The organism is Kordia antarctica (assembly GCF_009901525.1).
Taxonomy (GTDB): domain Bacteria; phylum Bacteroidota; class Bacteroidia; order Flavobacteriales; family Flavobacteriaceae; genus Kordia; species Kordia antarctica.
This window is the reverse complement of sequence record NZ_CP019288.1, coordinates 2,960,542-2,984,608: the sequence shown is the minus strand read 5'-3', so window position 1 is coordinate 2,984,608 and position 24,067 is coordinate 2,960,542. Positions and strand designations below refer to the sequence as shown.

25 protein-coding genes are annotated in these 24,067 nt (G+C 33.4%); 15 read left to right on the top strand and 10 right to left on the bottom strand.

Annotated elements, in window-relative coordinates; translation table 11 throughout:
* Window positions 1-49: 49 nt before the first annotated feature.
* Together IMCC3317_RS12410 and ahcY are read right to left on the bottom strand one after the other, a co-directional pair.
* Window positions 50-1,747 (bottom strand): helix-turn-helix domain-containing protein, encoded by a 1,698-nt coding sequence (locus IMCC3317_RS12410; protein ID WP_160129815.1) that lies wholly within the window; start codon window positions 1,745-1,747, stop codon window positions 50-52.
* Window positions 1,748-2,293: 546 nt separating this feature from the next.
* Window positions 2,294-3,610: an adenosylhomocysteinase gene (ahcY, locus tag IMCC3317_RS12405; protein WP_160129814.1), complete on the bottom strand. Its 1,317-nt coding sequence runs from the start codon at window positions 3,608-3,610 to the stop codon at window positions 2,294-2,296.
* 137 nt (window positions 3,611-3,747) lie between these two features.
* Here ahcY and IMCC3317_RS12400 point away from each other — a divergent pair, with 137 nt between their 5' ends.
* From IMCC3317_RS12400 to IMCC3317_RS12365, 8 genes are all read left to right on the top strand, one after another.
* Complete coding sequence (locus tag IMCC3317_RS12400) at window positions 3,748-4,386, top strand: 4'-phosphopantetheinyl transferase family protein (RefSeq protein WP_160129813.1); 639 nt, start codon at window positions 3,748-3,750, stop codon at window positions 4,384-4,386.
* Between the two features lies 1 nt (window position 4,387).
* A complete protein-coding gene (locus IMCC3317_RS12395; RefSeq protein ID WP_160129812.1) occupies window positions 4,388-5,122 on the top strand; it encodes a geranylgeranylglyceryl/heptaprenylglyceryl phosphate synthase in 735 nt (244 codons plus the stop codon).
* Window positions 5,123-5,355: 233 nt separating this feature from the next.
* Window positions 5,356-5,748 (top strand): transposase, encoded by a 393-nt coding sequence (locus IMCC3317_RS12390; RefSeq protein ID WP_160129811.1) that lies wholly within the window; start codon window positions 5,356-5,358, stop codon window positions 5,746-5,748.
* A 2-nt stretch (window positions 5,749-5,750) separates the two neighbouring features.
* Window positions 5,751-6,599: an IS3 family transposase gene (locus IMCC3317_RS12385; RefSeq protein ID WP_160129810.1), complete on the top strand. Its 849-nt coding sequence runs from the start codon at window positions 5,751-5,753 to the stop codon at window positions 6,597-6,599.
* Window positions 6,600-6,749: 150 nt separating this feature from the next.
* A complete protein-coding gene (gene pnuC / locus IMCC3317_RS12380) occupies window positions 6,750-7,448 on the top strand; it encodes a nicotinamide riboside transporter PnuC (protein ID WP_160129809.1) in 699 nt (232 codons plus the stop codon).
* Window positions 7,409-7,966, top strand: coding sequence for an AAA family ATPase (locus tag IMCC3317_RS12375; RefSeq protein ID WP_160129808.1), 558 nt, complete (start codon window positions 7,409-7,411; stop codon window positions 7,964-7,966). The genes pnuC and IMCC3317_RS12375 overlap by 40 nt, the downstream gene beginning before the upstream one ends.
* Window positions 7,963-9,510, top strand: coding sequence for a DUF4301 family protein (locus IMCC3317_RS12370; RefSeq protein WP_160129807.1), 1,548 nt, complete (start codon window positions 7,963-7,965; stop codon window positions 9,508-9,510). Before IMCC3317_RS12375 ends, IMCC3317_RS12370 begins: the two co-directional genes overlap by 4 nt.
* Before the next feature lie 389 nt (window positions 9,511-9,899).
* Entirely contained in the window at window positions 9,900-12,287 is a 2,388-nt protein-coding gene (locus IMCC3317_RS12365) for a TonB-dependent receptor (protein ID WP_160129806.1), read from the top strand.
* A gap of 106 nt (window positions 12,288-12,393) precedes the next feature.
* Here the strand turns inward: IMCC3317_RS12365 and IMCC3317_RS12360 are convergent, their stop codons facing one another.
* Window positions 12,394-12,837, bottom strand: coding sequence for a Rieske (2Fe-2S) protein (locus tag IMCC3317_RS12360; protein WP_160129805.1), 444 nt, complete (start codon window positions 12,835-12,837; stop codon window positions 12,394-12,396).
* 200 nt (window positions 12,838-13,037) lie between these two features.
* On the opposite strand from IMCC3317_RS12360, the gene greA reads away from it, so the two are divergent.
* Together greA and IMCC3317_RS12350 are read left to right on the top strand one after the other, a co-directional pair.
* Window positions 13,038-13,514 carry a transcription elongation factor GreA gene (gene greA / locus IMCC3317_RS12355; RefSeq protein ID WP_160129804.1) on the top strand — a complete coding sequence of 159 codons (477 nt, stop codon included), beginning with the start codon at window positions 13,038-13,040 and terminating at the stop codon, window positions 13,512-13,514.
* Between the two features lie 108 nt (window positions 13,515-13,622).
* Window positions 13,623-14,012: an HIT family protein gene (locus tag IMCC3317_RS12350; RefSeq protein WP_160129803.1), complete on the top strand. Its 390-nt coding sequence runs from the start codon at window positions 13,623-13,625 to the stop codon at window positions 14,010-14,012.
* A gap of 219 nt (window positions 14,013-14,231) precedes the next feature.
* On the opposite strand, the gene IMCC3317_RS12345 is transcribed toward IMCC3317_RS12350, so the two are convergent.
* Complete coding sequence (locus IMCC3317_RS12345) at window positions 14,232-15,401, bottom strand: sensor histidine kinase (protein ID WP_160129802.1); 1,170 nt, start codon at window positions 15,399-15,401, stop codon at window positions 14,232-14,234.
* Window positions 15,402-15,666: 265 nt separating this feature from the next.
* Between IMCC3317_RS12345 and IMCC3317_RS12340 the strand changes: the two genes are divergently transcribed.
* From IMCC3317_RS12340 to aat, 4 genes are all read left to right on the top strand, one after another.
* Window positions 15,667-16,527, top strand: a complete 861-nt coding sequence (locus IMCC3317_RS12340) for a flavin reductase family protein (RefSeq protein ID WP_160129801.1) — start codon at window positions 15,667-15,669, stop codon at window positions 16,525-16,527.
* A gap of 5 nt (window positions 16,528-16,532) precedes the next feature.
* Complete coding sequence (locus IMCC3317_RS12335) at window positions 16,533-16,916, top strand: DUF3127 domain-containing protein (RefSeq protein WP_160129800.1); 384 nt, start codon at window positions 16,533-16,535, stop codon at window positions 16,914-16,916.
* Window positions 16,917-17,128: 212 nt separating this feature from the next.
* Window positions 17,129-18,520 carry a short-chain fatty acid transporter gene (locus IMCC3317_RS12330; RefSeq protein WP_160129799.1) on the top strand — a complete coding sequence of 464 codons (1,392 nt, stop codon included), beginning with the start codon at window positions 17,129-17,131 and terminating at the stop codon, window positions 18,518-18,520.
* A gap of 26 nt (window positions 18,521-18,546) precedes the next feature.
* Window positions 18,547-19,176 (top strand): leucyl/phenylalanyl-tRNA--protein transferase, encoded by a 630-nt coding sequence (gene aat / locus IMCC3317_RS12325; protein ID WP_160129798.1) that lies wholly within the window; start codon window positions 18,547-18,549, stop codon window positions 19,174-19,176.
* A 54-nt stretch (window positions 19,177-19,230) separates the two neighbouring features.
* Here the strand turns inward: aat and IMCC3317_RS12320 are convergent, their stop codons facing one another.
* Window positions 19,231-19,812, bottom strand: a complete 582-nt coding sequence (locus IMCC3317_RS12320; RefSeq protein WP_160129797.1) for a DNA-3-methyladenine glycosylase I — start codon at window positions 19,810-19,812, stop codon at window positions 19,231-19,233.
* A gap of 161 nt (window positions 19,813-19,973) precedes the next feature.
* Between IMCC3317_RS12320 and IMCC3317_RS12315 the strand changes: the two genes are divergently transcribed.
* Window positions 19,974-20,585 (top strand): thioredoxin family protein, encoded by a 612-nt coding sequence (locus IMCC3317_RS12315; RefSeq protein ID WP_160129796.1) that lies wholly within the window; start codon window positions 19,974-19,976, stop codon window positions 20,583-20,585.
* A 212-nt stretch (window positions 20,586-20,797) separates the two neighbouring features.
* On the opposite strand, the gene truB is transcribed toward IMCC3317_RS12315, so the two are convergent.
* The 5 genes from truB to IMCC3317_RS12290 form a co-directional block, all read right to left on the bottom strand.
* Entirely contained in the window at window positions 20,798-21,493 is a 696-nt protein-coding gene (gene truB, locus IMCC3317_RS12310) for a tRNA pseudouridine(55) synthase TruB (protein WP_160129795.1), read from the bottom strand.
* Entirely contained in the window at window positions 21,490-22,290 is an 801-nt protein-coding gene (gene uppP / locus IMCC3317_RS12305; protein WP_160129794.1) for an undecaprenyl-diphosphatase UppP, read from the bottom strand. The genes truB and uppP overlap by 4 nt, the downstream gene beginning before the upstream one ends.
* A 3-nt stretch (window positions 22,291-22,293) precedes the next feature.
* A complete protein-coding gene (locus IMCC3317_RS12300) occupies window positions 22,294-22,572 on the bottom strand; it encodes a DUF3098 domain-containing protein (protein ID WP_160129793.1) in 279 nt (92 codons plus the stop codon).
* A gap of 56 nt (window positions 22,573-22,628) precedes the next feature.
* Window positions 22,629-22,988, bottom strand: a complete 360-nt coding sequence (locus tag IMCC3317_RS12295) for a hypothetical protein (RefSeq protein ID WP_160129792.1) — start codon at window positions 22,986-22,988, stop codon at window positions 22,629-22,631.
* 232 nt (window positions 22,989-23,220) lie between these two features.
* Window positions 23,221-24,048, bottom strand: coding sequence for a hypothetical protein (locus IMCC3317_RS12290; RefSeq protein ID WP_160129791.1), 828 nt, complete (start codon window positions 24,046-24,048; stop codon window positions 23,221-23,223).
* Window positions 24,049-24,067: the final 19 nt, after the last annotated feature.

The following is a 24,067-nucleotide window of genomic DNA, read 5'->3' as shown; positions in this document are numbered from 1 at the left end:
TTGAAGATAGAAAACACAATGTATTGACACTAAAAAAAGCACATTCAGTTTATAAACCAGCGGTTAAATTTTTGATAAAAAAGGAAGGATAAATTCCAGTTTGCTTTTTAAATGCTCTAGAGAATGCGCCTTCGCTTTTAAAACCTACTTCTTCAGCGATTGCTTTGATACTGTATGAGCGTAATACTTTATCATTTTTTAATTGGTGTAATGCATACTCAATGCGGAGTTGTGTAATGTAATTTATAAATGTTTGTCCTTTGTGCGTGTTTATAATTTTGGATAGATACGAAGTATTAGTATTTAATTTTTTTGCTACGGAAGCTAAGCTTGTAGTTTTGTTTAAGAATAATTTTTTATTTTCAAATTTTTGTAAAGCAGTTAGAATTTTCGTGATTTCAGCATCTGGAATTTGCCTTTCTTCGGTTACTTTTACAATTGGTTTTATATTTTTTTCAGTTTCTACTTGTTGGAGCTTATTAAGAATAATATCAAACTTTTGCTTGTTCCTTATTTTATATCTTCTGTAAAGAATACCTAAAATAATAATGATGAGAAACAAACCAATACTTACATATACTAATACTTTGCGTTGCTGTTCTTTTTTATTGGCTTTCTTTTTGAGTGCTTCAATTTTTTCTTGAATTGTTTTAGTATCGTATAAGTCTTTAATTTTAGTAGTAATCGTGCGTTTTAATGTATCATTTGTATTGTTTAATTGTATGGAAAGCGTAAAGTTTTCAATAGCCTTTTTCTCATTTCCTATTTCACTATAACTTAATGCTAGTTTATTAATGACTTCTTGATATTCAAAAAGATCGAGTTTAATTTCGTGCTGTAAGATTTTTATTTTTTCAAAAATAGCAATAGCTTTTTGATATTTTTTTGTGTCAAAATATGTTTTTCCTTGAAATCGATATACCGTGAATAGGCTGCTCTTTTTACCCAAGGAAATAATAAAATTTTCAGCTTTTTGCAATACCTCTAATGCTTCCACATATTCTTTTTGTTGATATAATATAATTCCTTTAAGCACATAATAATAACTCAACGCATCTTGGTCATTGTTAGCTTCACCAATCTCTTTTATTTTTGTAGCGTATTTTTCAGCAGCATCCATATCAAAATAAGTATATGCTGAACAAAGTCCGATAAGCGTATTCAAATATTTAAAAGCATATTTTTTTTGATCAATTAATGGAAGCAATATCGCTTCATTCTCTGAAAATAATTTTGCAGCTTCTTCATGATCTCCCAAAACAGTTTTAACAGATCCAATATTTTGATTAGAGTATACCTGATAATCTATATTTTTTCTAATACGCGCTAACGAATCTATTTTTAAATAATATATAATAGCGTTGTCGTACTTTCCAAAATCATAATAAACAGTTCCTTTTCTGCTAATAGCACTCAGAAGTAACTTTTCGTTCTTTTCAGCAATAGCATATGTAATACTTTCGTCTAAAAGTGAAATGGCTTCAGATAAATTACCAAAATAACCTTCAATATATGCCTGTTTTATATAAGCACTAAACTTCTCTTTTGTATTGTTTTCTTGAATAGCTTTCGCAACCAACGCATCCGAATATACCTTTGCAGTTTTTGGAGCTGCATATTGAAATTGGCTATATTTTTCTTTTAAACTTTGATAAGAAGATAGCAACAACGAATCTTTCTCCTGAGAAAAAACAATTCCACAATAAATAAAAAAACTAATGAGTATAATACGAGTACGAGGATTCATAAAGAAGGAAATTAGACAAACATATAAATAAACAGGATGCTATTAGTTGTTTTTGTTATATCAATCATTTTGAAGTTTATTTGGTATTTCCCTAATATAACAAAAAAAGAAAGCAAATTACTACATAACGAATTCTACATGTATAAAGTAACGTGAGTTCGATATAAAATTTCAGAGTGTTTTTTTTTGTCTTTTCCGCAGTATAGCAGGGATTTTTCGTTAAGAATTTTCGAATCCTTGGAGAAAATTTAGAAAAATTCATGAGTTCTAAAATATAAAATAGAAATCATACGAACTAAAAGCGCACTTTCTTTTGTTGACGCCTGTGCTGAACTTGATTCAGTATTCTTTGTGCGAGCAAAGAAAACGAAAATAACAAAATGAAAATCAAATACTTAGTACTTATTTTAAAAATATGTCCAAAATTTTATTTGAGTAAACTCATGTCGAACTCACGTTAAAGTATAGTGTATGAATACTCAAATCATAAACAAAAAAATCCCGAACATTGCTGCTCGGGATTTCATATATAGAAAATTTAATTTCTTAGTATCTGTAGTATTCTGGTTTGAATGGTCCTTCAACAGTAACGCCGATATATTCAGCTTGATCTGTAGAAAGTTCTTCCAATTCAACACCAATCTTAGCTAAGTGTAAACGTGCTACTTTCTCATCTAAATGTTTTGGTAACATATATACGTCATTCTCGTACTGATCAATGTTTTTCCAAAGCTCAATTTGTGCCAACGTTTGGTTTGTAAATGAATTACTCATTACAAAACTTGGATGACCAGTTGCGCAACCTAAGTTTACCAAACGTCCTTCAGCTAATAAGATAATATCTTTTCCGTTTATTGTATACTTATCAACCTGTGGCTTAATCTCAACTTTAGATGCACCATGCTTCTCGTTTAACCAAGTAACATCAATTTCGTTATCAAAGTGTCCAATATTACACACAATCGTTTTATCTTTCATTGCTTCAAAATGCTCAGCAACAACGATATCTTTATTTCCAGTTGTAGTAATTACGATATCTGCATTTGCAACAACATTCTTAAATTTCTTTACTTCAAAACCGTCCATTGCAGCTTGTAAAGCACAAATTGGGTCAATCTCAGTAACTGTTACAATACTTCCTGCACCTTTAAAAGAAGCAGCAGTTCCTTTTCCAACATCTCCGTATCCACAAACAACAACACGCTTTCCAGCAAGCATAATATCTGTAGCTCTTCTTACTGCATCAACAGCACTTTCTCTACATCCGTATTTATTATCAAACTTAGACTTCGTAACAGAATCGTTAATGTTTATTGCTGGCATTGGTAACGTACCATTCTTTACTCTTTCGTACAATCTATGTACTCCAGTTGTAGTTTCTTCAGACAATCCATTGATTCCATCAACCAACTCAGGATAATTATCTAAAACCATATTTGTTAAATCGCCACCATCATCTAAAATCATGTTCAATGGCTTTCTATCTTCTCCAAAAAATAATGTTTGCTCTATACACCATTCAAATTCTTCTTCGTTCATTCCTTTCCATGCGTACACTGGAAATCCAGCTTCAGCAATCGCAGCAGCAGCCTGATCTTGAGTTGAGAAAATATTACAAGAACTCCAAGTAACTTCTGCTCCAAGCGCTTTTAATGTTTCAATCAAAACAGCAGTCTGAATCGTCATATGTAAACATCCTGCAATTCTTGCTCCTTTTAATGGTTGTTCGTCTTTATACTCTTCACGAAGACTCATTAATCCTGGCATCTCAGCTTCGGCCAATTCGATCTCTTTTCTTCCCCATGCTGCTAAAGAAATATCTTTAACTTTGTAGGCTACGTAAGGAACTGATTTTGTACTCATACTTTTCTTTTTTTTATAATTTGAATAATTATGGGTTGTGACCCAAAATATTTTTAAATTCGCTCTATAACTTTACAACGCGGTTTTACACGCTAAAAGTTAGCGAGTGCAAAGGTACTAAATAACTTTTTAATAAAATGGCTCTTTACAAAACTATAACAGTTGATAAACATACTAAAGTGCTGATTTGGAAGATAGAAGAGTCTTTTGAAGAATTAAATCGTACGATAAAATTAACAAATCATTGCCAAAAGCGACTTGACGGAATGCGCTCTGAAATTCATCAGCGTGGCTTTCTAAGTATCCGCCATTTGTTGGCTGAGTTCGGTTATACAGATTTTGATCTATATTATAACGAAAAAGGAAAACCATTCCTAAGAGACGGAAAACACATTTCTATCACACATTCGTTTAACTTTTCAGGAATCATTGTCAGTGATTCCATTCCTGTGGGAATTGACATAGAAAAACAACGCGATAAAATTTTACGCATTGCAAACAGATTTACGCCGTTGGAAGAATACAATACCTTTGCCAATCATGAAGCGTTAATTCGTAAAATAACGATAGTTTGGGGCGGAAAAGAATCCATTTACAAAGTATACGCGCAAGAAGGATTAAACTTTCTAAAACACATTGATATTGACGATTTCTCGATGGAAGAAACCAAAACTATTGGAACGGTATATTACGATAAAGACATAGCAACCTATTCATTAGATTTTTTAGAGTTTGAAGGATTTACATGTGTATATGCTTTAGAAGAAAATCGCTAAGATGAATCAATCAAAAACGATGTACGCAGCAATCATTCAAGCAAAAAAAGAGAATAGAAAACTATTGGCAGTTTTGATTGATCCTGAAAAAATAAAAATCGCACACATTCCAGCATTTTTCAAAAAAATACACGAATCTATCATTACGCATGTATTTGTTGGCGGAAGTACAGATGAAGGAAATCAGCTAGAAACTGTTGTAAAAACGATCAAACAACATACAAAATTACCTGTATTAATTTTTCCTGGAAGTCACGAGCAAATCACGGAAGCAGCAGACGGAATTCTATTCTTATCATTACTTTCTGGACGAAATCCAACATACTTAATAGAGCAACAAGTGCAATCGGTTGCAAAACTTATCAATTCCACCTTAGAAATCATTCCAACAGGATACATTCTAATAGATGGCGGCGTGGAAACGGCTGTACAACGTGTGAGCAAAACGCAACCAATATCGCAAGAAGCGGAAACTGAAATTTTGCATACCGCTTTGGCGGGACAATTCTCAGGAAAAAAACTCATCTATCTAGAAGCTGGAAGCGGCGCTAAAAAAATGGTCAAGCCAGAAATAATAAAAAAAGTATCAAGTCAATTACAAATTCCGTTAATTGTCGGCGGCGGAATCAAATCAAAAACCCAACTAAATGCAGCTTTCAATGCTGGCGCAGATTTAGTCGTTATCGGAACTGCTTTTGAAGAAAATGAAGGTTTCTTAGAAGAGTTGAAGAGATAAAAATTTTAAATTATAAATGTTGAATTTTAAATAAAAAAATAAGTTTAAAGTTAAAGTGTTTATAAGTTGAAAAGTTTATTAGTTTACGAATCCAAAGAACGAATTAACAAATGAACAAAAGAACGAATAACAAAGAACAAAGAAAGAAGTGAAAAGTTGAAAGTGAAAAGTGAAAAGTGTACGTTGTACGTCCCTGATATAAGTTGACCACTTTTAACAAAGAGTGATTAACAATGAAAGCAAATTTAAGAAGTGTCCGTAAACATCGTAAGTACAGTATTGAATTTAAGAAACAACTAGTTTTAGAATTTGAGTCAGGTAAACATAGCGTTCCTGAATTAGAAAAACTTCATGGGATTTCCAATTCAGCTATTTACAGATGGGTTTATAAATTTTCTAACTTTAACCAAAAAGGATATCGCGTAGTGGAACACAAATCAAGTAGTACTAGAAAAGTAAAGTCTTTAGAATCAAAGATCAAAGAGTTAGAAGCCGCTTTAGGTCGTAAACAGATTATGGTAGATTATTTAGAGACGATGATGGAAGTCGCTAAAGAAGAACTTAATATTGATATCAAAAAAAACTTCAACACCTCACCATCCAAAAGTTCACCAAAAAACAAGTAGCCATGTTTTATAGTTTAAATGAGTTATATAAAACCATCGGCATCAGTAAACAAGCGGTATTTCAGTATCAAAAGCGTCAAGAAATTTTTGATACTAAGTTAGTACAGCTAGTTATGGAAGCAGATGAGCTACGAGAGGAACATCCGGGTTGTGGGGTTGAGAAAATGTATTATAGTTTAGCACCAGATTTTATTGGTAGAGATCGTTTTGTAGAAACAATGATGCAGTTAGGGTATCGTTTAAAGCGAAAGAAGAATTACAAACGAACCACTATTGCAGGTAAAATCTACTATCCAAATCTTATCAAAGGCATGCAGGTTAATGCGCCCAATATTATTTGGCAGAGTGATATTACCTATATTAAAGTAGATGGAAAACATTACTACGCTGTTTTTATTATAGATGTTTATACCAAAGAAATCGTTGGTTATAGTGTTACAGATCATATGAGAGCTACCGCTAATGTAAAGGCATTACAAATGGCTTTAAGAGTACATCCGCCACCGAAGTTTCATCATTCTGATAGAGGTAGTCAGTATACATACAAGGGATACATTAAGATATTAAATCAAAACAATACAATGATAAGCATGGCGACAAGCGCACAAGATAATGCATATGCAGAGCGTATAAATAGAACCATCAAAGAAGAGTATCTTAATTACTGGAAGCCTAAAAGCTTTACTCAACTAAAAAGAATGATTAAAAAAGCAGTCAATAATTACAATGAAAAAAGATTGCACAATAATATTGAGAGAAGAATACCTACTCAATTTAGAACAAACTTTTCTTTGTTGGCTAGCCAACAAAGAAAAGTTATTACTATTTTTAACAATGAAATATTAACCTAAAAAACGGTCAACACTATTTAGGGAAGTACAAAGTCAGAAATAAACGAATCAACAGTAAACAAAACATAAAGAACAAAACACGAATAACAAAAAACCAAATTAACAATAAAGGAGCAAAGCGACCTAAAACCCAAAACCGACAACCAAACCATGAACCAACTTTTTGAATTTTTCTTAGAACCATACAAAGATGCTATTAGGTTAGACATCTTTTTAGAAATTACCGCAGCATTATTTGGAATTGCGAGTGTTTGGTTTGCTAAAAAAGAGAAAATTTGGGTATATCCAACAGGAATCATTAGTACGCTAATTTACATCTATCTCTGTTACAAATTCATATTATATGGCGATATGATTATTAATGTGTATTACTCCATTATGAGTTTATATGGTTGGTATTTGTGGACGCGTGTTCGCGAAAGTACAAAGCTAGAAATATCAAGAACGAGTTTTTTAGACAAACTAAAAACGATTTTCATCTTCCTATTTACGGCAATTTTTACGTACGTTGTATACATTCAATACGAAATAATTGATGACACATTAGGATTCAACGAAACGTTTGATTTAATAAAGGCAAATGTAGGTTCTATTGCAGAAATCAGAACCATTACGCCATATTTAGATATGTTTACTACGGGAATTTTCTTTGCAGGAATGTGGCTGATGGCAAAGAAAAAAATAGAAAATTGGCTATTTTGGATTTTCGGAAACATCATATCAATTCCGTTGTACTTTGTTAAAGGACTCGGATTTACGGCGATACAATTCACAATTTTCTTAATTTTAGCCATCTTTGGATACATCGCATGGAGAAAAACATTAAACAACAACATAGAAGCAGCTTAAAAATAGTCGTATTTGGACCTGAATCAACAGGGAAAACAACGCTAGCCAAACAATTGGCAGCACATTACAATGCTGCTTTTGTGCCAGAATATGCTCGAATCTACGCGGAAGCGAAACAACAAAAAGGCGAAAAACTAACCTCAGAAGATGTAGTGCCGATTGCGAAAGGACAATTGCGTTTAGAATGCAAAGCTTCGGAAAACCGACTCTTAATTTGCGATACGGACATTCTATCAACGATTACGTATGCACGTTTATACTATCCTGAATTCAAAAGTGAAACGCTAAAAAAATATGCAGAAAAAAATACGGCAGCTTTCTATTTTTTAACCTATATTGATACACCTTGGGAAGCAGATGGAATTCGCGATTTGCCTCACAAACGAGAAGAAGCATTTTTAGAATTTCAGCAAACCCTAAAAACCTATAACCAACCTCACATATTGCTCAAAGGAAGTATCGAAGCACGATTTCAAAAAGCAATTGCAGAGCTTGACAAACGACTAAAAGCGTATTGAATTTTTCAAAAAAACATACCGAGCAAATAGAAGCAAAAGAACTCACGTTGCTTCAAATAGAAGAACAACTAGATAAGTTCAGGAAAAAAATTCCATTCACAGATATCACAGCACATGCACGTGTAGATCACGGAATTTTGAAACTAACTTCGGAAACGGAAGAAACGTACATACAATTATATCGGGAACAACATGGAATGTTCAAAATTGTAAAATTTACGCCAGCTTCGGGCGCAGCAACACGAATGTTTAATTTTCTATACAAGTTTTTAGAAACGTATGATCCGAAAAAAGAATCGATCAACTCATATATCAATAAAGAAAAAGAACCTGAAATTCGTTTATTCTTTATCGGATTAGAAAAATTTCCTTTTTACGATGATGTATTGAAAATAATGGACAAAACAGAAATTGATAAAATCAGAAAGCCTGATGAGTTCAATCGTGATTTTGTACATGCTTTACTTGCAGAAGAAGGACTAAACTACGGAAACTACCCAAAAGGATTACTATCTTTTCACAAATACAAAAGCCACATCGCAACTCCTTTTCAAGAACATCTATTTGAAGCGGCAAGCTATGCATGTCAAGGTGGAAAAGCAATATTACACTTTACCATTTCAAAACAACATTACGACAAATTCAAAGCAACAGAGCAAGAAATCTTACCACACATAGCACAAAAAACGGATTGTACATTTGAAATTTCATACTCTTATCAATCGGAAAAAACAGATACAATTGCTGTCGATTTAAAAAACAGACCAATTCTTGATGCTGAAAAAAACTTAGAATTTAGACCAGGTGGACATGGTGCTTTAATAGAAAATCTAAATGCAATTGACGCAGATTTAATCTTCATAAAAAACATAGACAATGTTGTTGTAAATACCTATGCGGAAGAAATTTCGCGCTACAAAAAAATTCTCGCAGGAAAACTGATTGATTTACAACAAAAAGCATTCAAATTCATGAAAATGCTTCACAATGGCGTTTCAAATGATGAATTAATAATTGTTTTAAACTTCTTGTACACAGAACTCAACATTCAACTCAGTGAAGAATTTGAAAAATACTCGCAAAAATATCAAATAGAATATCTCATAGAAAAGCTCAACAGACCAATTCGCATCTGCGGAATGGTAAAAAACGAAGGCGAGCCAGGCGGCGGACCATTTTGGGTAAAACATGAAAATGGTTCTATCTCACTGCAAATTGTTGAATCTGCACAAATAGATAGAAAAAATGAGTATCATCAAGGCATTCAAAAACTATCAACACACTTCAATCCCGTAGATATTGTTTGCGGCGTAAAAGACTATCAAGGCAACAAATACGATCTCACGCAATTTGTAGATCGTAAATCGTATTTCATTGCTTCAAAATCGAAAAGTGGCAAAAAAATAAAAGCATTAGAATTACCGGGTTTATGGAATGGCGGAATGGCGTTTTGGAACACAGTCTTTGTTGAGGTTCCATTAGTAACTTTCAATCCTGTAAAAACTATCAACGACTTATTAAAACCAACACATCAGGTAAAGTAATTTTCATTCCTGCGTAGGCAGGAATCTAGTACGTTTGGTAATTCACAAATACGCTTTGCAGATTAAAACTAGAATCATCAAATCATCAGATCGAGTGAATTTGTGAAACAAATTTGTATCAAGACCTACTTTAAATTTTCAAAAAAAGATAAAAAATCAAAAAAACTGAATTACTTTTGCACCATCTCAAAGGGGTGCGATTTGAATCATGTTCAAAAAGCTGAGATTATACCCAATGAACCTGGGCAGGTAATGCTGCCAAGGGATGGATCAAATCTTTTTATTTGAAAGATTCGATATGCCGACAGTCATAGTCTGTTAAAATCATATATTTAAATTTTAATCTAGAATAATTACCCCTTTTATTCGTAACAAAACGTATTACGAATATGAAGAATTTATTCGCTTTTTTAAGCCTTCTCGTGCTGTCAGTCAGCATGCAGGCGCAGAATTTCACACTATCAGGAACAATTTCAGATGAAGCTGGAGAGCCATTGTCAGGCGCAACTATTTTGGCAAAAGGTACCACGAATGGAACGATTTCTGATTTTGACGGAAAGTATACTTTAAAACTTTCCAAAGGAACATACACTATTGTAGTAAGTATGTTTTCACAATCCATTGAAAAAACAGTAATCATTACAAAAGATACTGTTTTGAATAGTACGCTTGGCGCGAAAATGGAAGCTTTAGACGCCGTATTAATTTCGGCAGTTCGTGTCAATGCCGATTCGCCAATTACGTATTCCAACCTAGAAAAAGAGGAAATTACCAAGCGAAATCTTGGGCAAGACATTCCTATTTTAATGAATTTTATGCCTTCAGTTGTCACAACTACAGATGCTGGTGCAGGTGTTGGATACACAGGAATTCGTGTACGTGGAAGCGATGCAACTCGCGTAAATGTAACGATTAACGGAATTCCGTTTAACGATGCAGAAAGTCAAGGAACATTTTGGGTAAACATGCCCGATTTGGCTTCGTCTACGGAAAGTATTCAATTGCAACGTGGCGTCGGAACTTCCACAAATGGTTCTGGAGCTTTTGGTGCAAGTCTAAGTTTACTAACCGATGCAACTTCTGAAAAAGCCAACGGAGAAATTTCAAATACATTTGGAAGCTTCAACACGCGTAAACACACCGTAAAATTTAGCACAGGAAAACTAGATAATCATTTTGAATTGGCTGGGCGTTTATCAAAAATCAAGTCAGATGGTTATATTGATCGTGCGACTTCTGATTTGAGCGCGTATTTTTTACAAGGTTCATATGTTGATGAAACTACTTTGATAAAAGCGTTGGCTTTTGGTGGACACGAAATTACATATCAAGCTTGGAACGGAATTGATAAAACAACGTTGGAAAATGATAGAACTTTCAATCCTTCAGGACAGTTTATCGACGAAAACGGAAACGATCGTTTTTATGACAACGAAGTCGATAATTACCGACAAGATCATTATCAATTTCATTGGAATCAAAAAGTTTCAGAAAATTGGACAACGAATCTTGGACTAAATTATACACAAGGTCGCGGATATTTTGAGCAATACAAAGAAGATGAGCCGTTTGACGAATATGGTTTTGAAGAAATTGTAATCAACGGGACTACAATTAACGAAACAGATTTAATTCGCAGACGTTGGTTAGACAATGATTTTTATGTAATCAATCTAAATGCAAACTACAAAAAGAATAATTTGGATATGGATTTCGGCGTGTTTTTAGGCGTATATGATGGAGATCATTTTGGAGAAGTAATTTGGGCGCGTTTTGCCAGCGATAGCGAAATCAGAGATCGGTATTACGAAGGAAATGGAAAGAAAAATGATTTAAGTTTCTTTACGAAAGCTACAATTCGTGTAAACGAAAAAATAAGTTTATTTGGAGATTTGCAACTTCGAAACGTGAGTTACAAAACTTCTGGAATTTCGTCAGATTTAGTGCCTTTTAATATTGATGAAAACTATACATTTTTCAATCCAAAAGCAGGAATTAATTATCGAATCAATCCAAACAACAGTTTATACTTTTCGTATGCGAGAGCAAACAGAGAGCCAAACAGAAGCGATTTTGAAAACAACAATGCTGTAAAACCTGAGCAATTGGACGATTTTGAACTAGGTTGGCGTTGGAAAGGTGAAAACTTTACGGTAAACTCAAATGTATATTACATGTTATACAACGATCAGTTAGTCTTAACAGGCGCGTTGGATGACACAGGAACGCCATTACGAACAAATAGTGGAAAAAGTTACCGTTTAGGTTTGGAAATTGATGCTTCAATCAAATTAGGAGACAAATTCACAATGCAGCCAAATGTGGCAATTAGCACCAATAAAAACAAGAAGTTTGTGACTTCTAAAGATGGAAGTTTGGCAAACTTAGGAAACACAAACATTTCGTTTTCGCCCGACTTTGTAGCTGGAAACATCTTTACATATGCGCCAACGAATAATTTTCAAGTATCGTTATTATCTAAATATGTTGGCGAACAATACATGGGAAATATTGATTCAGACGTTTCAAAACTAGATAGTTATTTTATCAATGATTTGAATCTCACATACCAAATCAAGCTAAATACTATTTTTGAATCAATTACCTTTTCAGGATTAATCAATAATATTTTTGGTGTAGAATATGTATCGAACGGATATTTCTTTACGTATGATGATGATTTCTCCGTGCCAGGAACAACAACTACGGTTGAAGGCGCAGGATTCTATCCGCAAGCAACGAGAAACTTCTTAGTTGGAATGACATTGAAATTTTAAATAACAAAGCGACTTGAAAGAGTCGCTTTTTAAAGTTTATAAGTTTAAAAAAAGTTTATAAGTTTAGTATCTCAATACTCACTACTAAAATCTCATAACTATAAAATCAATTATTCGAAATCGTCAATACATCTCCAGATTTCGTAATTCGATAATTAACCATTGGAAAACTGTCGCTACCTTCCACAGGATTCAACAATTGACCATTTGCCAAACTATATTCGTAATCTTCACATGCACACGTTGCCAAAACGCCATTAATTGTCATTGTAGAACAATTACTAGGAATATGATTTGGGCAACTTGCTTCCCACGCTAAAAACTGATCTCCTGACAAATTAAACACAAAAAACCCACGCACGCCGCCGCCATTTGGAACATAATGAGAACCGCCAGCAAAACTTAAATTATCATACAATGGCAAGTTTAAATTAATCTGAAACTGCACTAAAGCATTCGGAATAAATGGATTGTTATTATTTCCCCCATCATCAGAATTACATGAAAACATACATATAACAACACAACATAAAATCAAAAAACGTTTCATAGGAATATTCATATTTAGTTCTGCAATTTACGTAAAATCATTTTTTAAAAAGTCACATCTGCATGCACTTTAAATATTTTCTTATATTTGTAAAGCAAATCCCGTGTTCGATGGGATTTTTTGCGTTGTATAGTATAAGCGTATTTTTGTTATATTATACAATGCAGACATAGATCGATAGTATAGAAAACGAAGAAATTATGAGTAAAGTATCTTATTATACAGCAGAAGGATTAAAAAAATTAAAAGCCGAGTTAGAGCATTTAAAAAATGTTGAAAGGCACAAAGCTTCTCAAGCTATTGGAGAAGCCAGAGATAAAGGCGATTTAAGTGAAAATGCAGAGTACGATGCCGCCAAAGAAGCACAAGGATTATTAGAGATGAGAATCTCAAAAATGGAGGCAATAGTGTCAACAGCAAGAATCATTGATGAAAGTCAGTTAGATACTTCTAAAGCATTAGTATTATCTACGGTTCGTATTAAAAATACAACTAATGGAATGGAAGTTACCTATAAATTGGTAGCTGAAAGTGAAGCAGATTTAGCTTCTGGAAAAATCTCGGTAACGTCTCCAATTGGAAGAGGATTATTAGGAAAATCTGTCGGTGACATTGCAGAAGTAAATGTGCCAAATGGAACGATGAATTTTGAAATTTTGGAAATTACGCGAAAATAACAAAACATTAAACACATAGAAAAATCCTTTTTTACTTGTTAAAAAAGGATTTTTTTACATTAAAACGAAAGAACTTTTTTATCTTACAACAACACAAATTAATTGTACATGGCTTCTATTTTTACAAAAATAGTGAACGGAGAAATTCCATCTTATAAAATTGCAGAAGACGAACATTATTATGCGTTTTTAGACATTAACCCAAATGCTATTGGTCACACATTGTGCATTCCTAAACAGGAAGTTGATAAAATTTTCGATCTGTCGGAAGAAGCTTATATTGGTTTAATGCGTTTTTCACGAAAAATTGCCATTGCCATCGAAAAAGCAATTCCTTGCAAACGTGTTGGTTTAACGGTTATTGGTTTAGAAGTTCCACATGCGCATGTACACTTAATTCCGTTGAACGAAATGGACAACATGAATTTCAAAAACAAACAGCAACTATCGTCAGAAGAATTTCAAGAAATTGTAAAAAAGATTCAAGCAGAGCTTTAATTTGAAGATTTGATGATGAATCAATTTGAAAATTGTCGTTACATGAGAATTTGATAGTTTTAAAATACTTAATCTTAGTTAAAAGTTAAAAGTTAAAAGTTAAAAAGTTTATCTAAAATGTGAATAATTTACGTACCAACATTTCGGCTCCGCTCAATGCAAGCATACCAAGAGCGCAGCGATACTAAAGGCGAAGCCGTTTCCAAGAGCGTAGCGAGTCTAAACAACCGTTTTCAGCGAAATCTGCATCGTCGTTCCTTTCCCAAGTTCTGATTTCAATACTTTAATCTTTCCGTCATGATAATTCTCAACAATACGTTTTGCGAGCGATAAGCCCAATCCCCAACCACGTTTCTTACTCGTAAATCCAGGTTGAAAAACTCTCTTAAAATTTCGTTTTGGAATTCCTTTTCCGTTATCGGTAATTTGAATCTTTACAAAAGTGGCAGAAGGAATAATTTCAACCAACAGCGCACCTTTTCCTTTCATGGCGTCAATGGCATTTTTCACCATATTCTCAATCGTCCAACTATACAATTGTGCATTAATCTCACTATAAATAGGAGTTTCAGGCGCTTCAAACGTAAAGTCTACCAACTTAGAAGTTCGCGTTAGCAAATAATCATACGAGTCTTTCGTTTCTTGTACAATATCCAATCGTTCTAGTTTTGGAATAGAACCAATTTTGGAAAAACGTTCCGTAATCGTTTGCAAACGATCAATATCTTTTTCAATCTCTTTCACATATTGAGGATCTACATTTTCGGTCTTCAAAATCTCTGCCCAACCGACTAAAGAAGACAACGGCGTACCAATTTGATGTGCGGTTTCTTTCGCCATTCCTGCCCACAATTTATTCTGCTCGGAAGCTTTCGACGCACTAAAAAAGAAATACGCAACAGCGGCAAACAACACAATAATCAATAATAAAGCAAGCGGATAATATTTGAGTTTGTTTAAAGCTTCTGAATCTCCATAATATAAAACACCTAAATCCACTTTACGTTTCAATTGGTCGTCATAATAAGAAATATTGATCGGTTTATTTTCTTTTGCAAATTGTTCAATTTTTCTTTTCAGATAGAGAGAATCTTTAATTTTTTCTTCGTCCATATTCTGAGCTTCCATTACATTATTAACGGTGACAGAAATTCTAGGATTGGAAAGATTATTACTTATTATTTTAAGAGATAAATTACTTAAATCATCTTTTAAAGAATTTTGTGTTATTTCTGAAACTGCTTCCGCGAAAATTTCCATTTTAGCACGTTCTTCTTGTTTAAATTCTTGAAAGAAGATATACGTATTCCATAAAATACCTGCTACTATGATGAAAGAAACTAAAATTAGTATTCTTCTTATTAGGACTGGTTTATTTTTTAAAATCATAAAAATTCTTTGAAAACACTAATATAAACGAAAAGTTACAGTTTTATTGTTTAAACGAAAAGATGTAAAAAAGAATTGATCATAAGATTGTCTAAAACATACTTACAAACGTCCAGCTAAACTTGATTCAGCTTCTCATTATCAAAGTAGAATTAGGTGCGATTCGGAATGAAACACTACGCTTATGAACAATAATCGACGTTCACAAATTTAAGTTGTGATCTCCGCTTTTTTACACTAATTTTGTCGCACTAAAAATAGTATAATGTTATCGATAGATCCGAAAGAAATTCCTACGGCTAAATTACACGGGTATTTGCTAGGTGCAGTAGCGCCAAGACCAATAGCGTTTGCAAGTACGATTGATGCAGAAGGAAATTCAAACCTATCTCCGTTTAGCTTTTTTAATGTATTTAGTGCCAATCCGCCAATCATGATATTTTCGCCTGCGCGAAGAGTTAAAAATAATACCACAAAACACACACTTGAAAATGCAATTGCAACGAAAGAAGTCGTGATCAATGTGGTAAATTATGATATTGTACAACAAATGTCGCTCAGTAGTACAGAATATGCAGAAGGCGTAAACGAGTTTGAAAAAGCGGGCTTAACAATGCTTGCTTCTGACAAAGTAAAACCGTTTCGAGTTGCTGAATCGCCAGTGCAATTTGAATGCAAAGTGAACGAAGTTGTTTCTTTAGGAAATGAAGGTGGCGCGGGAAACTTAATCATTTGTGAAGTTGTCAAATTACACATTAATGAAGACATTTTAAACGAAAATGGAACGATTGATCATTATAAAATTGACTTAGTTGCCAGAGCAGGCGGAAGTTTTTACAGCAGAGCGCGTGACGGATTTTTTGAAATTCCGAAACCAATTGCTACCTTGGGAATTGGTGTAGATCAAATTCCAGCAAACATTCGCACAAGCAACATACTAACAGGAAACGATCTTGGAATTTTAGGAAACGTAGAACAATTGCCTTCATCTGAAGAAATTCAAGAATTTAAAAATACAACTGAAATTACAATTTCAGAACTACCAGAAACAAATCATAAACTAGCACAAGAATTTCTTGCAAAAGGAGATGTCAAGACTGCTTGGAAAATATTATTAGTAAAATAAACAACATGGAAGTACAAGGAAAAGTAAAAATGATCGGAGAAACTCAAACGTTTGGAAACAATGGGTTTAGAAAGCGTGAAGTTGTCGTAACAACAGAAGAGCAATATCCACAACACATTATGGTGGAATTTGTACAAGACAAAGTAGACTTGTTAAACAACTTTAATGTTGGACAAGCTGTAAAAATCAGTATCAATCTGCGTGGTAGAGAATGGGTAAATCCGCAAGGAGAAACAAAATATTTCAACTCTATTCAAGGTTGGAGAATTGAAATGGCACAACAAGAAAATGCTGGAGCAGCAGGAGGAATGCCGCCAGTTCCACCAGCAGATGCTTTTGAGCCTGCAAGCGATTTCAAAGAAGAAGATCATGACGATTTGCCTTTTTAAGAAAAATCAATAACATATAATTATATACTAGCAAATTGAGTGTGTCACATCGAGCGCAGTCGAGATGCTGTAGCAATACGTAAAACCTCATAGCAATTGTTATGAGGTTTTTTTGTTCTCAAATTTACTCGAAGTGACGTTTTTGTCTTAAGAAAAAGTATTTTTGAATAACGAATAACGAATAACGAATAACGAATCAACAAAAACCAACCATGCAAATTACCAAAGCCATCGAAACCATCTTTAAACGATATTTGCCTTCGCCATTTACCATTGCGGTATTGCTAACGTTGATTACCATTGCATTGGCTACATTTTTCACGAAACCAGTAACAGAAACTACAGCGAGTCATTTTATAGAAGTATTATCATTTTGGGAAGACGGAATTTGGAATTCAGGCTTATTAGTTTTTGCCTATCAAATGATGCTAATTTTAGTCTTAGGACATGTTTTGGTGTTGAGTAAACCTGTCAATTCCATCATTCTAGCAATTACAAAATCGGTAACAAATACAACAAATGCAGTTATTTTAGTCAGCGTAACAACGATGTTAGTAGCTTTTTTTAATTGGGGATTGGGTTTAATTTTCGGCGCAATTCTAGCCAGAAAAGTTGGCGAACACGCACAAAAACATCAAATACCAATCAATTATCCGTTAGTTGGCGCGGCAGGTTATGTTGGTTTAATGGTTTGGCATGGCGGAATTAGCGGTTCGGCACCTTCAAAAGTAGCAGAAGAAGGACATTTATTGGATATGATGAATGGAATTTTGAGTGTAGATATATTTGGAAAAGTTCCCGAAGTCATCACATCAAGTAGTACGATATTCAGTTGGTGGAATTTGTTATTATTCGGAATTTTACTTGTAGTTATTCCGTTTACATTAAGCATACTTTCAAAAAGAGCGAAACCAACAAAACTAAATCTACCAAAGTATAAATTTGACACAAAAAATAAAGAAGACCTAGAAGGCGCAGAAAAACTCGATTATTCTCCTTGGTTTGCTAGTGTATTTGGAATCTTGTTATTAGTGACGTTTTTCATTCAATATTCAGGCAATTTAAGTTCGCTATCAGAAATAAAAATTACACCAAATATGCTGAACTTTTTCATGTTAGGTTTGGCGATTATATTACACGGAAATTTCAAAAGTTTTCTCAATGCTGTGGAAGAAGCTATTAAAGGAACTTCGGGAATATTAATACAATTTCCACTGTATTTTGGAATTATGGGAATCATGAAAAGTTCAGGAATGGTCGGAATGATTTCAGATAGTTTTGTATCGGTTGCCACCGAAACTACCTTGCCAGTATTTACATTTTTCAGCTCAGGATTGGTCAATATTTTTGTGCCAAGTGGCGGCGGACAATGGGCAGTACAAGGTCCAATAGTCATAGAATCTGCACTAAAATTAGGCGTTCCGTTACCAAAAGCAATTATGGCGTTGGCGTACGGAGATCAAATTACCAATATGTTACAACCATTTTGGGCATTGCCACTATTAGCAATTACAAAATTGAAAGCAAAAGAAATATTACCGTATACTATAATTTTAATGTTGGTTGGTTCGGCAGTATACATTTTAGGATTATTATTGCTATAAAAAAATAAAAGACAACTGTATTTTACATGTATTTATTAACAGATGAAATAGCGTTTCCACCAATTGAAGAAACTTCCCCAGAAGGAATTTTAGCATTTGGTGGCGATTTGAAACCTGAACGTTTATTGCTAGCATACAAAAACGGAATTTTCCCTTGGTATAGTCATGATGAACCAATTATTTGGTGGTCGCCAGATCCGCGAATGATATTGTTTCCAGAAGATTTAAAAGTATCCAAAAGCATGAAACAATTGTTGCGACGGGAAACTTTTAAAGTAACTTACAATACAGCTTTTGAACGTGTCATACAAGCATGCGCAATCATTCAACGACCAGGACAAGACGACACTTGGATTACTACTGAAATGGAAGAAGCGTACATACAACTTCATAAAATGGGTTATGCAACTTCCGTTGAGGTTTGGCGTGACGAAAAATTAGTTGGCGGCGTTTATGGAATCGATTTAGGACATGTTTTTTGTGGCGAAAGTATGTTTAGTTTAGAAAGTAATGCGAGTAAATATGGTTTCATTCACTTAGTTGAAAAATTGAAAACAACTGGTTGTCAACTCATCGATTGTCAGATGCACACCAATCACTTAGCAAGTTTGGGCGCGTATGAAGTTCCACGAGAAGTGTTTTTATCGTATTTGTGATTTTGGATTAAAAGATTGAATGACTGAAGAATTAAAGCATTGAAAAACGCTTAATTACATCTTTTTCACTTCTTCATACCGAAAACAATCCGTCGTGTGATCGTTTACCATTCCTGTAGCTTGCATGTGCGCGTACACTACTGTAGAACCAATAAATTTAAACCCTTTTTTCTTTAAATCTTTGCTTAAAGCATCTGATAATTCTGTAGTTGCAGGAACATCTTCGTTCTTTTTAAAAGCATTCTGAATCGGTTTTCCGTTGGTAAATTCCCAGATATAGTTGGAAAAACTACCAAATTCTTCTTGCACTTTCATAAACATTTGTGCATTAGAAATAGTTGCTTTTATTTTAAGTTTATTTCGAATAATGCCAGCATCTTCAAGTAAACTATTGTATTTATCTTCTCCGTATTGCGCGATTTTTTTATAATCAAAATTATCAAATGCTTTTCGGAAATTTTCTCGCTTCCGCAGAATGGTAATCCAACTCAAACCTGCTTGAAACGTCTCTAAAATTAAAAACTCAAACAAGGTATCATCATTATAAATTGGTTTTCCCCATTCTTCATCGTGATATGCAATATATAAAGGATCATTTCCGCACCAAGTACATCTTTTTTTATCTAAAAAATCCATGGTTTTTCGTTTTTAATTAGTTCATGACAAAAATCATATCCTAGTTTTTTGTCGTTTTGTAAATTTACAAAGCTAAAGACAAATGACAAAGTAAGCCATCAAAATTCGCATTCGTAAGGTTTTTATAAAACTACGACTGAATTTTTGTAAAAATTAAAGAAATGACAATAACAGATACAACATTAAAAAATATCATTGACGAAAGTCTAACGAAAGCAATTTCATATCAAGAATATAGAACCTTAGTTCAGAATTTAGTCGCTGATGGAAAATCAACAGGCGAAGAGCAAACAGAAGATTTGTCTAATTATTCTATGTTGAATGATAGACGTATGAAGCGATTGGATAAAACAACAAAATTAACCGAAGAAGCAATAGCAAAAATTAAATCGTATCATGGCGATGTAACATGGTTGGTATTGACAGAAAGTTGGTGTGGCGATGCTGCGCAAACAATGCCAGTAATTAATAAAGTTGCCGAATTGAGCAATAATATTACATTAAAAGTAGTGTTGAGAGATGAAAATGAAGCGTTAATGAACGAGTTTTTAACCAATGGAGGAAAATCGATTCCGAAGTTAATTGCTATTGATAATACTTCAGGAAACGTGATTGGAGATTGGGGACCGAGACCTACAAAAGCAACGAAACTCGTAAACGATTACAAAGCCGAACACGGAACATTAACACCAGAATTTAAGGAAGATTTACAAGTTTGGTATAATAAAGATAAAGGACAAAATACAGTTGATGATTTGTTGAAATTAATTTGATTGAAAGATTAAATAATTTAAACATTAAAAAAATTAAGGATTGAAGTATTGAAAAATGGTTTGATCCTTTTTTGGTTTCAAAGTAGATTTCGATACAAATTTGCTTTGCAAATTCACTCAATCTGACGTTCTGCTGAACGAAGTGTGATTCAGTTCACATAAAGAGAAGCCAAAAGAGACTAATCTCAATACTAATATCTGAATTCTCACAACTAATTTCCCCTCAAACTATCACCAAAAAAATCAGGTGTAATTGCGTTTTCAACATCAAAATCACCAATTTTTGTACGACGCAACGCAGAAAGATGCGCGCCAGAATTTAAGGCTTTTCCAAAATCGTAGGCAAGCGAACGAATGTACGTTCCTTTACTACAAACTACTTTGAAATCAACTTCTGGAAGTGCAATTCGGGTAATTTCAAATTCATGAATAAAAACTTTTCGAGAATCAATTTCAACAACTTCGCCAGCTCTTGCCAATTTATACGAGCGTTGTCCATCTACTTTTAATGCAGAAAATACAGGCGGCACTTGATCTATTTCACCAAAAAAATCTAAATTAGTGATGTAAATCATTCGTTCCGTAATATGATCTGTCGGGAATGTTTCATCAATTTCCGTTTCTAAATCATACGAAGACGTTGTGCTTCCGAGTGTAAAAGTTCCTGTGTATTCTTTTTTTTGACCTTGAAAGTTCGTGATTTTCTTTGTGTCTTTTCCAATGCAAACTACTAATAATCCAGTTGCTAATGGATCTAACGTTCCTGCATGACCAACTTTTAATTTTCGTAAATTGAAGCGTGATTTGAGCGCTAATTTTATTTTATTTACCGCTTGAAACGAAGACCATGTTAGCGGTTTATCTATCAATAAAGTTTCTCCTGCTAAATATTCTTCGACTGTTTTCATTGTAGAAAATTTTGGTATCCTACAAATCCAATTGCAATCAATCCAACCAATAAACAATAGATGGAGAAATAGATAAGTTTACTTTTCTTTACAAGATTTATCATCCAAGTACACGCAAATAATCCAGCGATAAACGCGGCTAGAAATCCTGCTGAAAGTGGAATGATCTGAGTACTTTCTAACGAAAGTTCACCGTCATAAATATCTTTAGCAATTTTTCCAAAAATTAACGGAACTACCATTAAGAATGAAAAACGTGCTGCTTTTGTTTTATCATTTCCAAGCAAAACCGAAGTAGAAATCGTTGCGCCCGAACGCGAAATACCAGGCAACATGGCAATTGCTTGTGCAATTCCGATGATAACGGCATTTGAATAACTGACTTTTTTAATGGTATTTTTGGCTTTATCGGCAAAGTAGAGTAAGATAGCCGTGACAATTAACATGCAACCAACTAATAGAATGTTTCCTTTGAATAAAGCTTCGAGTTGTTCTTCGAAATAAACACCAACAATTGCTGCAGGAATCATAGAAATAATGACTTTTACAGCAAATTTAGATTCTTCATTCCATTGAAACTGAAAAATTCCTTTGAGTAATTCTAAAATATCTTTTCTGAAAATTACAATCGTACTCAATGCGGTTGCAAAGTGTACAACGACAGTAAATAAGATGTTTTCTTCGGGTTCAACACCTAAAATGGCTTTTCCCAATTCAATGTGTCCGCTAGAAGAAACTGGTAGAAACTCCGTTAATCCTTGAATAATTCCAAGGATAATTGCATTAATTGTGTCCATGAATTAGGAATCTGGATTCAATAATATTGCGTAAATCTCAATGGCAAATCCTGCGATTACTAACATTGGTGCAATATGGATTCTTTGAGCATTGAAAATAGCTTCGTTAAAAACGTTTGGATCATCGCTTCCGCCACCAGACATTAGGATAAAACCTAATGCAATAACAGCCAATCCGATAATCATAAAGAGATAGTTTTTCTTTCCGAAAACAAATCCTGGTTGTGATTGCGGAGTATTTTTTGGAGCAGTTTTAGTGCTTTCTGACTTCTTATTTTTCATGTACGCTCAAATTTTCAATTCCCAACCGAAACATATCATTATCAAAAAAAAGCTTTTTAAAACTCACTGTAAACAATGGTTGTACCTTTTTCCATTCTTGAAATATGCGGAACAATTCCGTCAGGATTGACGATTGTCCATCGGTTTGGGCAGTACAAAGTAACGGTTTTATTTAAAACTTTTGAAGTTAATTGTTCTAAATTTACGCCTTTCTCTGAGCTGCGATTGATGTAGTAATAATGACTGTCGTTTTCCAATCGAATTTGAATATCATTTGATGTTCCTTTTTCAATGGAAACTATTTTGCCAGAAATCAATACGCAATCATCCGAATTTACCGTAGTTACTGGTTTGAAAGAGTATGCTAAAAATACAACTAATGCGATACCGAAAAATATAAATGTGAATCTTTTCATGATCTATAATTTTTAAAAATTAAAATGCCTACTTGGTCATGTAAATATTTTTATCATAAATTTTGGTTTGCTTAGTTGGTATAAAGATAACTCAATAAACTCCTAATTATTTTATAATGAAAGGTTAAAGGCTGTTAATGTTTGGAAGTCAATTTTGTGTTTTTAGCGTATTAATTGCCTTTTTTTTAATTTCTTGTTGAATATTTCTCGCGCTCGCAGGCAGAATCTATACTTATTTCGTTGAACCTTCAAGCAGTTCTTGAAGCTCATTATGAAGTTTTGAATCAATAATATCAGTAAGTGTTTCTGTTTGAAAATTATATTTTTTTAATATTGAAGGTTCACGATATTCTTCATATTTCCCATTACCATTTTTATCAATTCCAAAGCTAATTATCAATTCTTTGCTATTGTTTATAAATTTGTAATCTGCAACGGGCAATTCACCATTTCCAACTTTTTGAAGTTTCTTAGTATTGAAAGAATAGATATACAACGAGGTAAAATCGACTAAATTAATTACACCATCTTTAAAAGTATCTTTCGATGCTACTTTGCACAATAAAAAAATATCATCCTCAAAATAGACCGTTCGGATATTATTAAAATTTACACGCTCTGTGAACAATTTTTGAGTGTTTCCGGTTTTTTCATCAAGCACTAAAATATTATTGTAATTTCCGTAATAGCTTTTAGAATATCTCAGATCGGTCTTTTCTTTATATGAATCCGCTGAATACATATTTAGCAAACCTGAATTCAAATCTTCTTGTTCTTCCAGAGATTTCTGCGAAACAGGAATAATATACAATTGCTGTAACGTGTCAACTAATCTTGGTGTCTCATATGAAATAACTTGCTCGCGTTTGTTTTCTTTCTGTAATTCTTCAATCTTTTCTTCGGATAAAATTCCATCATCTTGCGAGTCATAATGGGAATATCTTTGGCTTTCCATAATTAACATAGAAATAAATCCGATGAGTAGAACGATTAAAAATATGACCGTTAATGTTCCCAAAACAGCTAATAATTTCTGATTGTATTTTTTAAGTTTTTCCATAGTTGATAATTTAAGAACT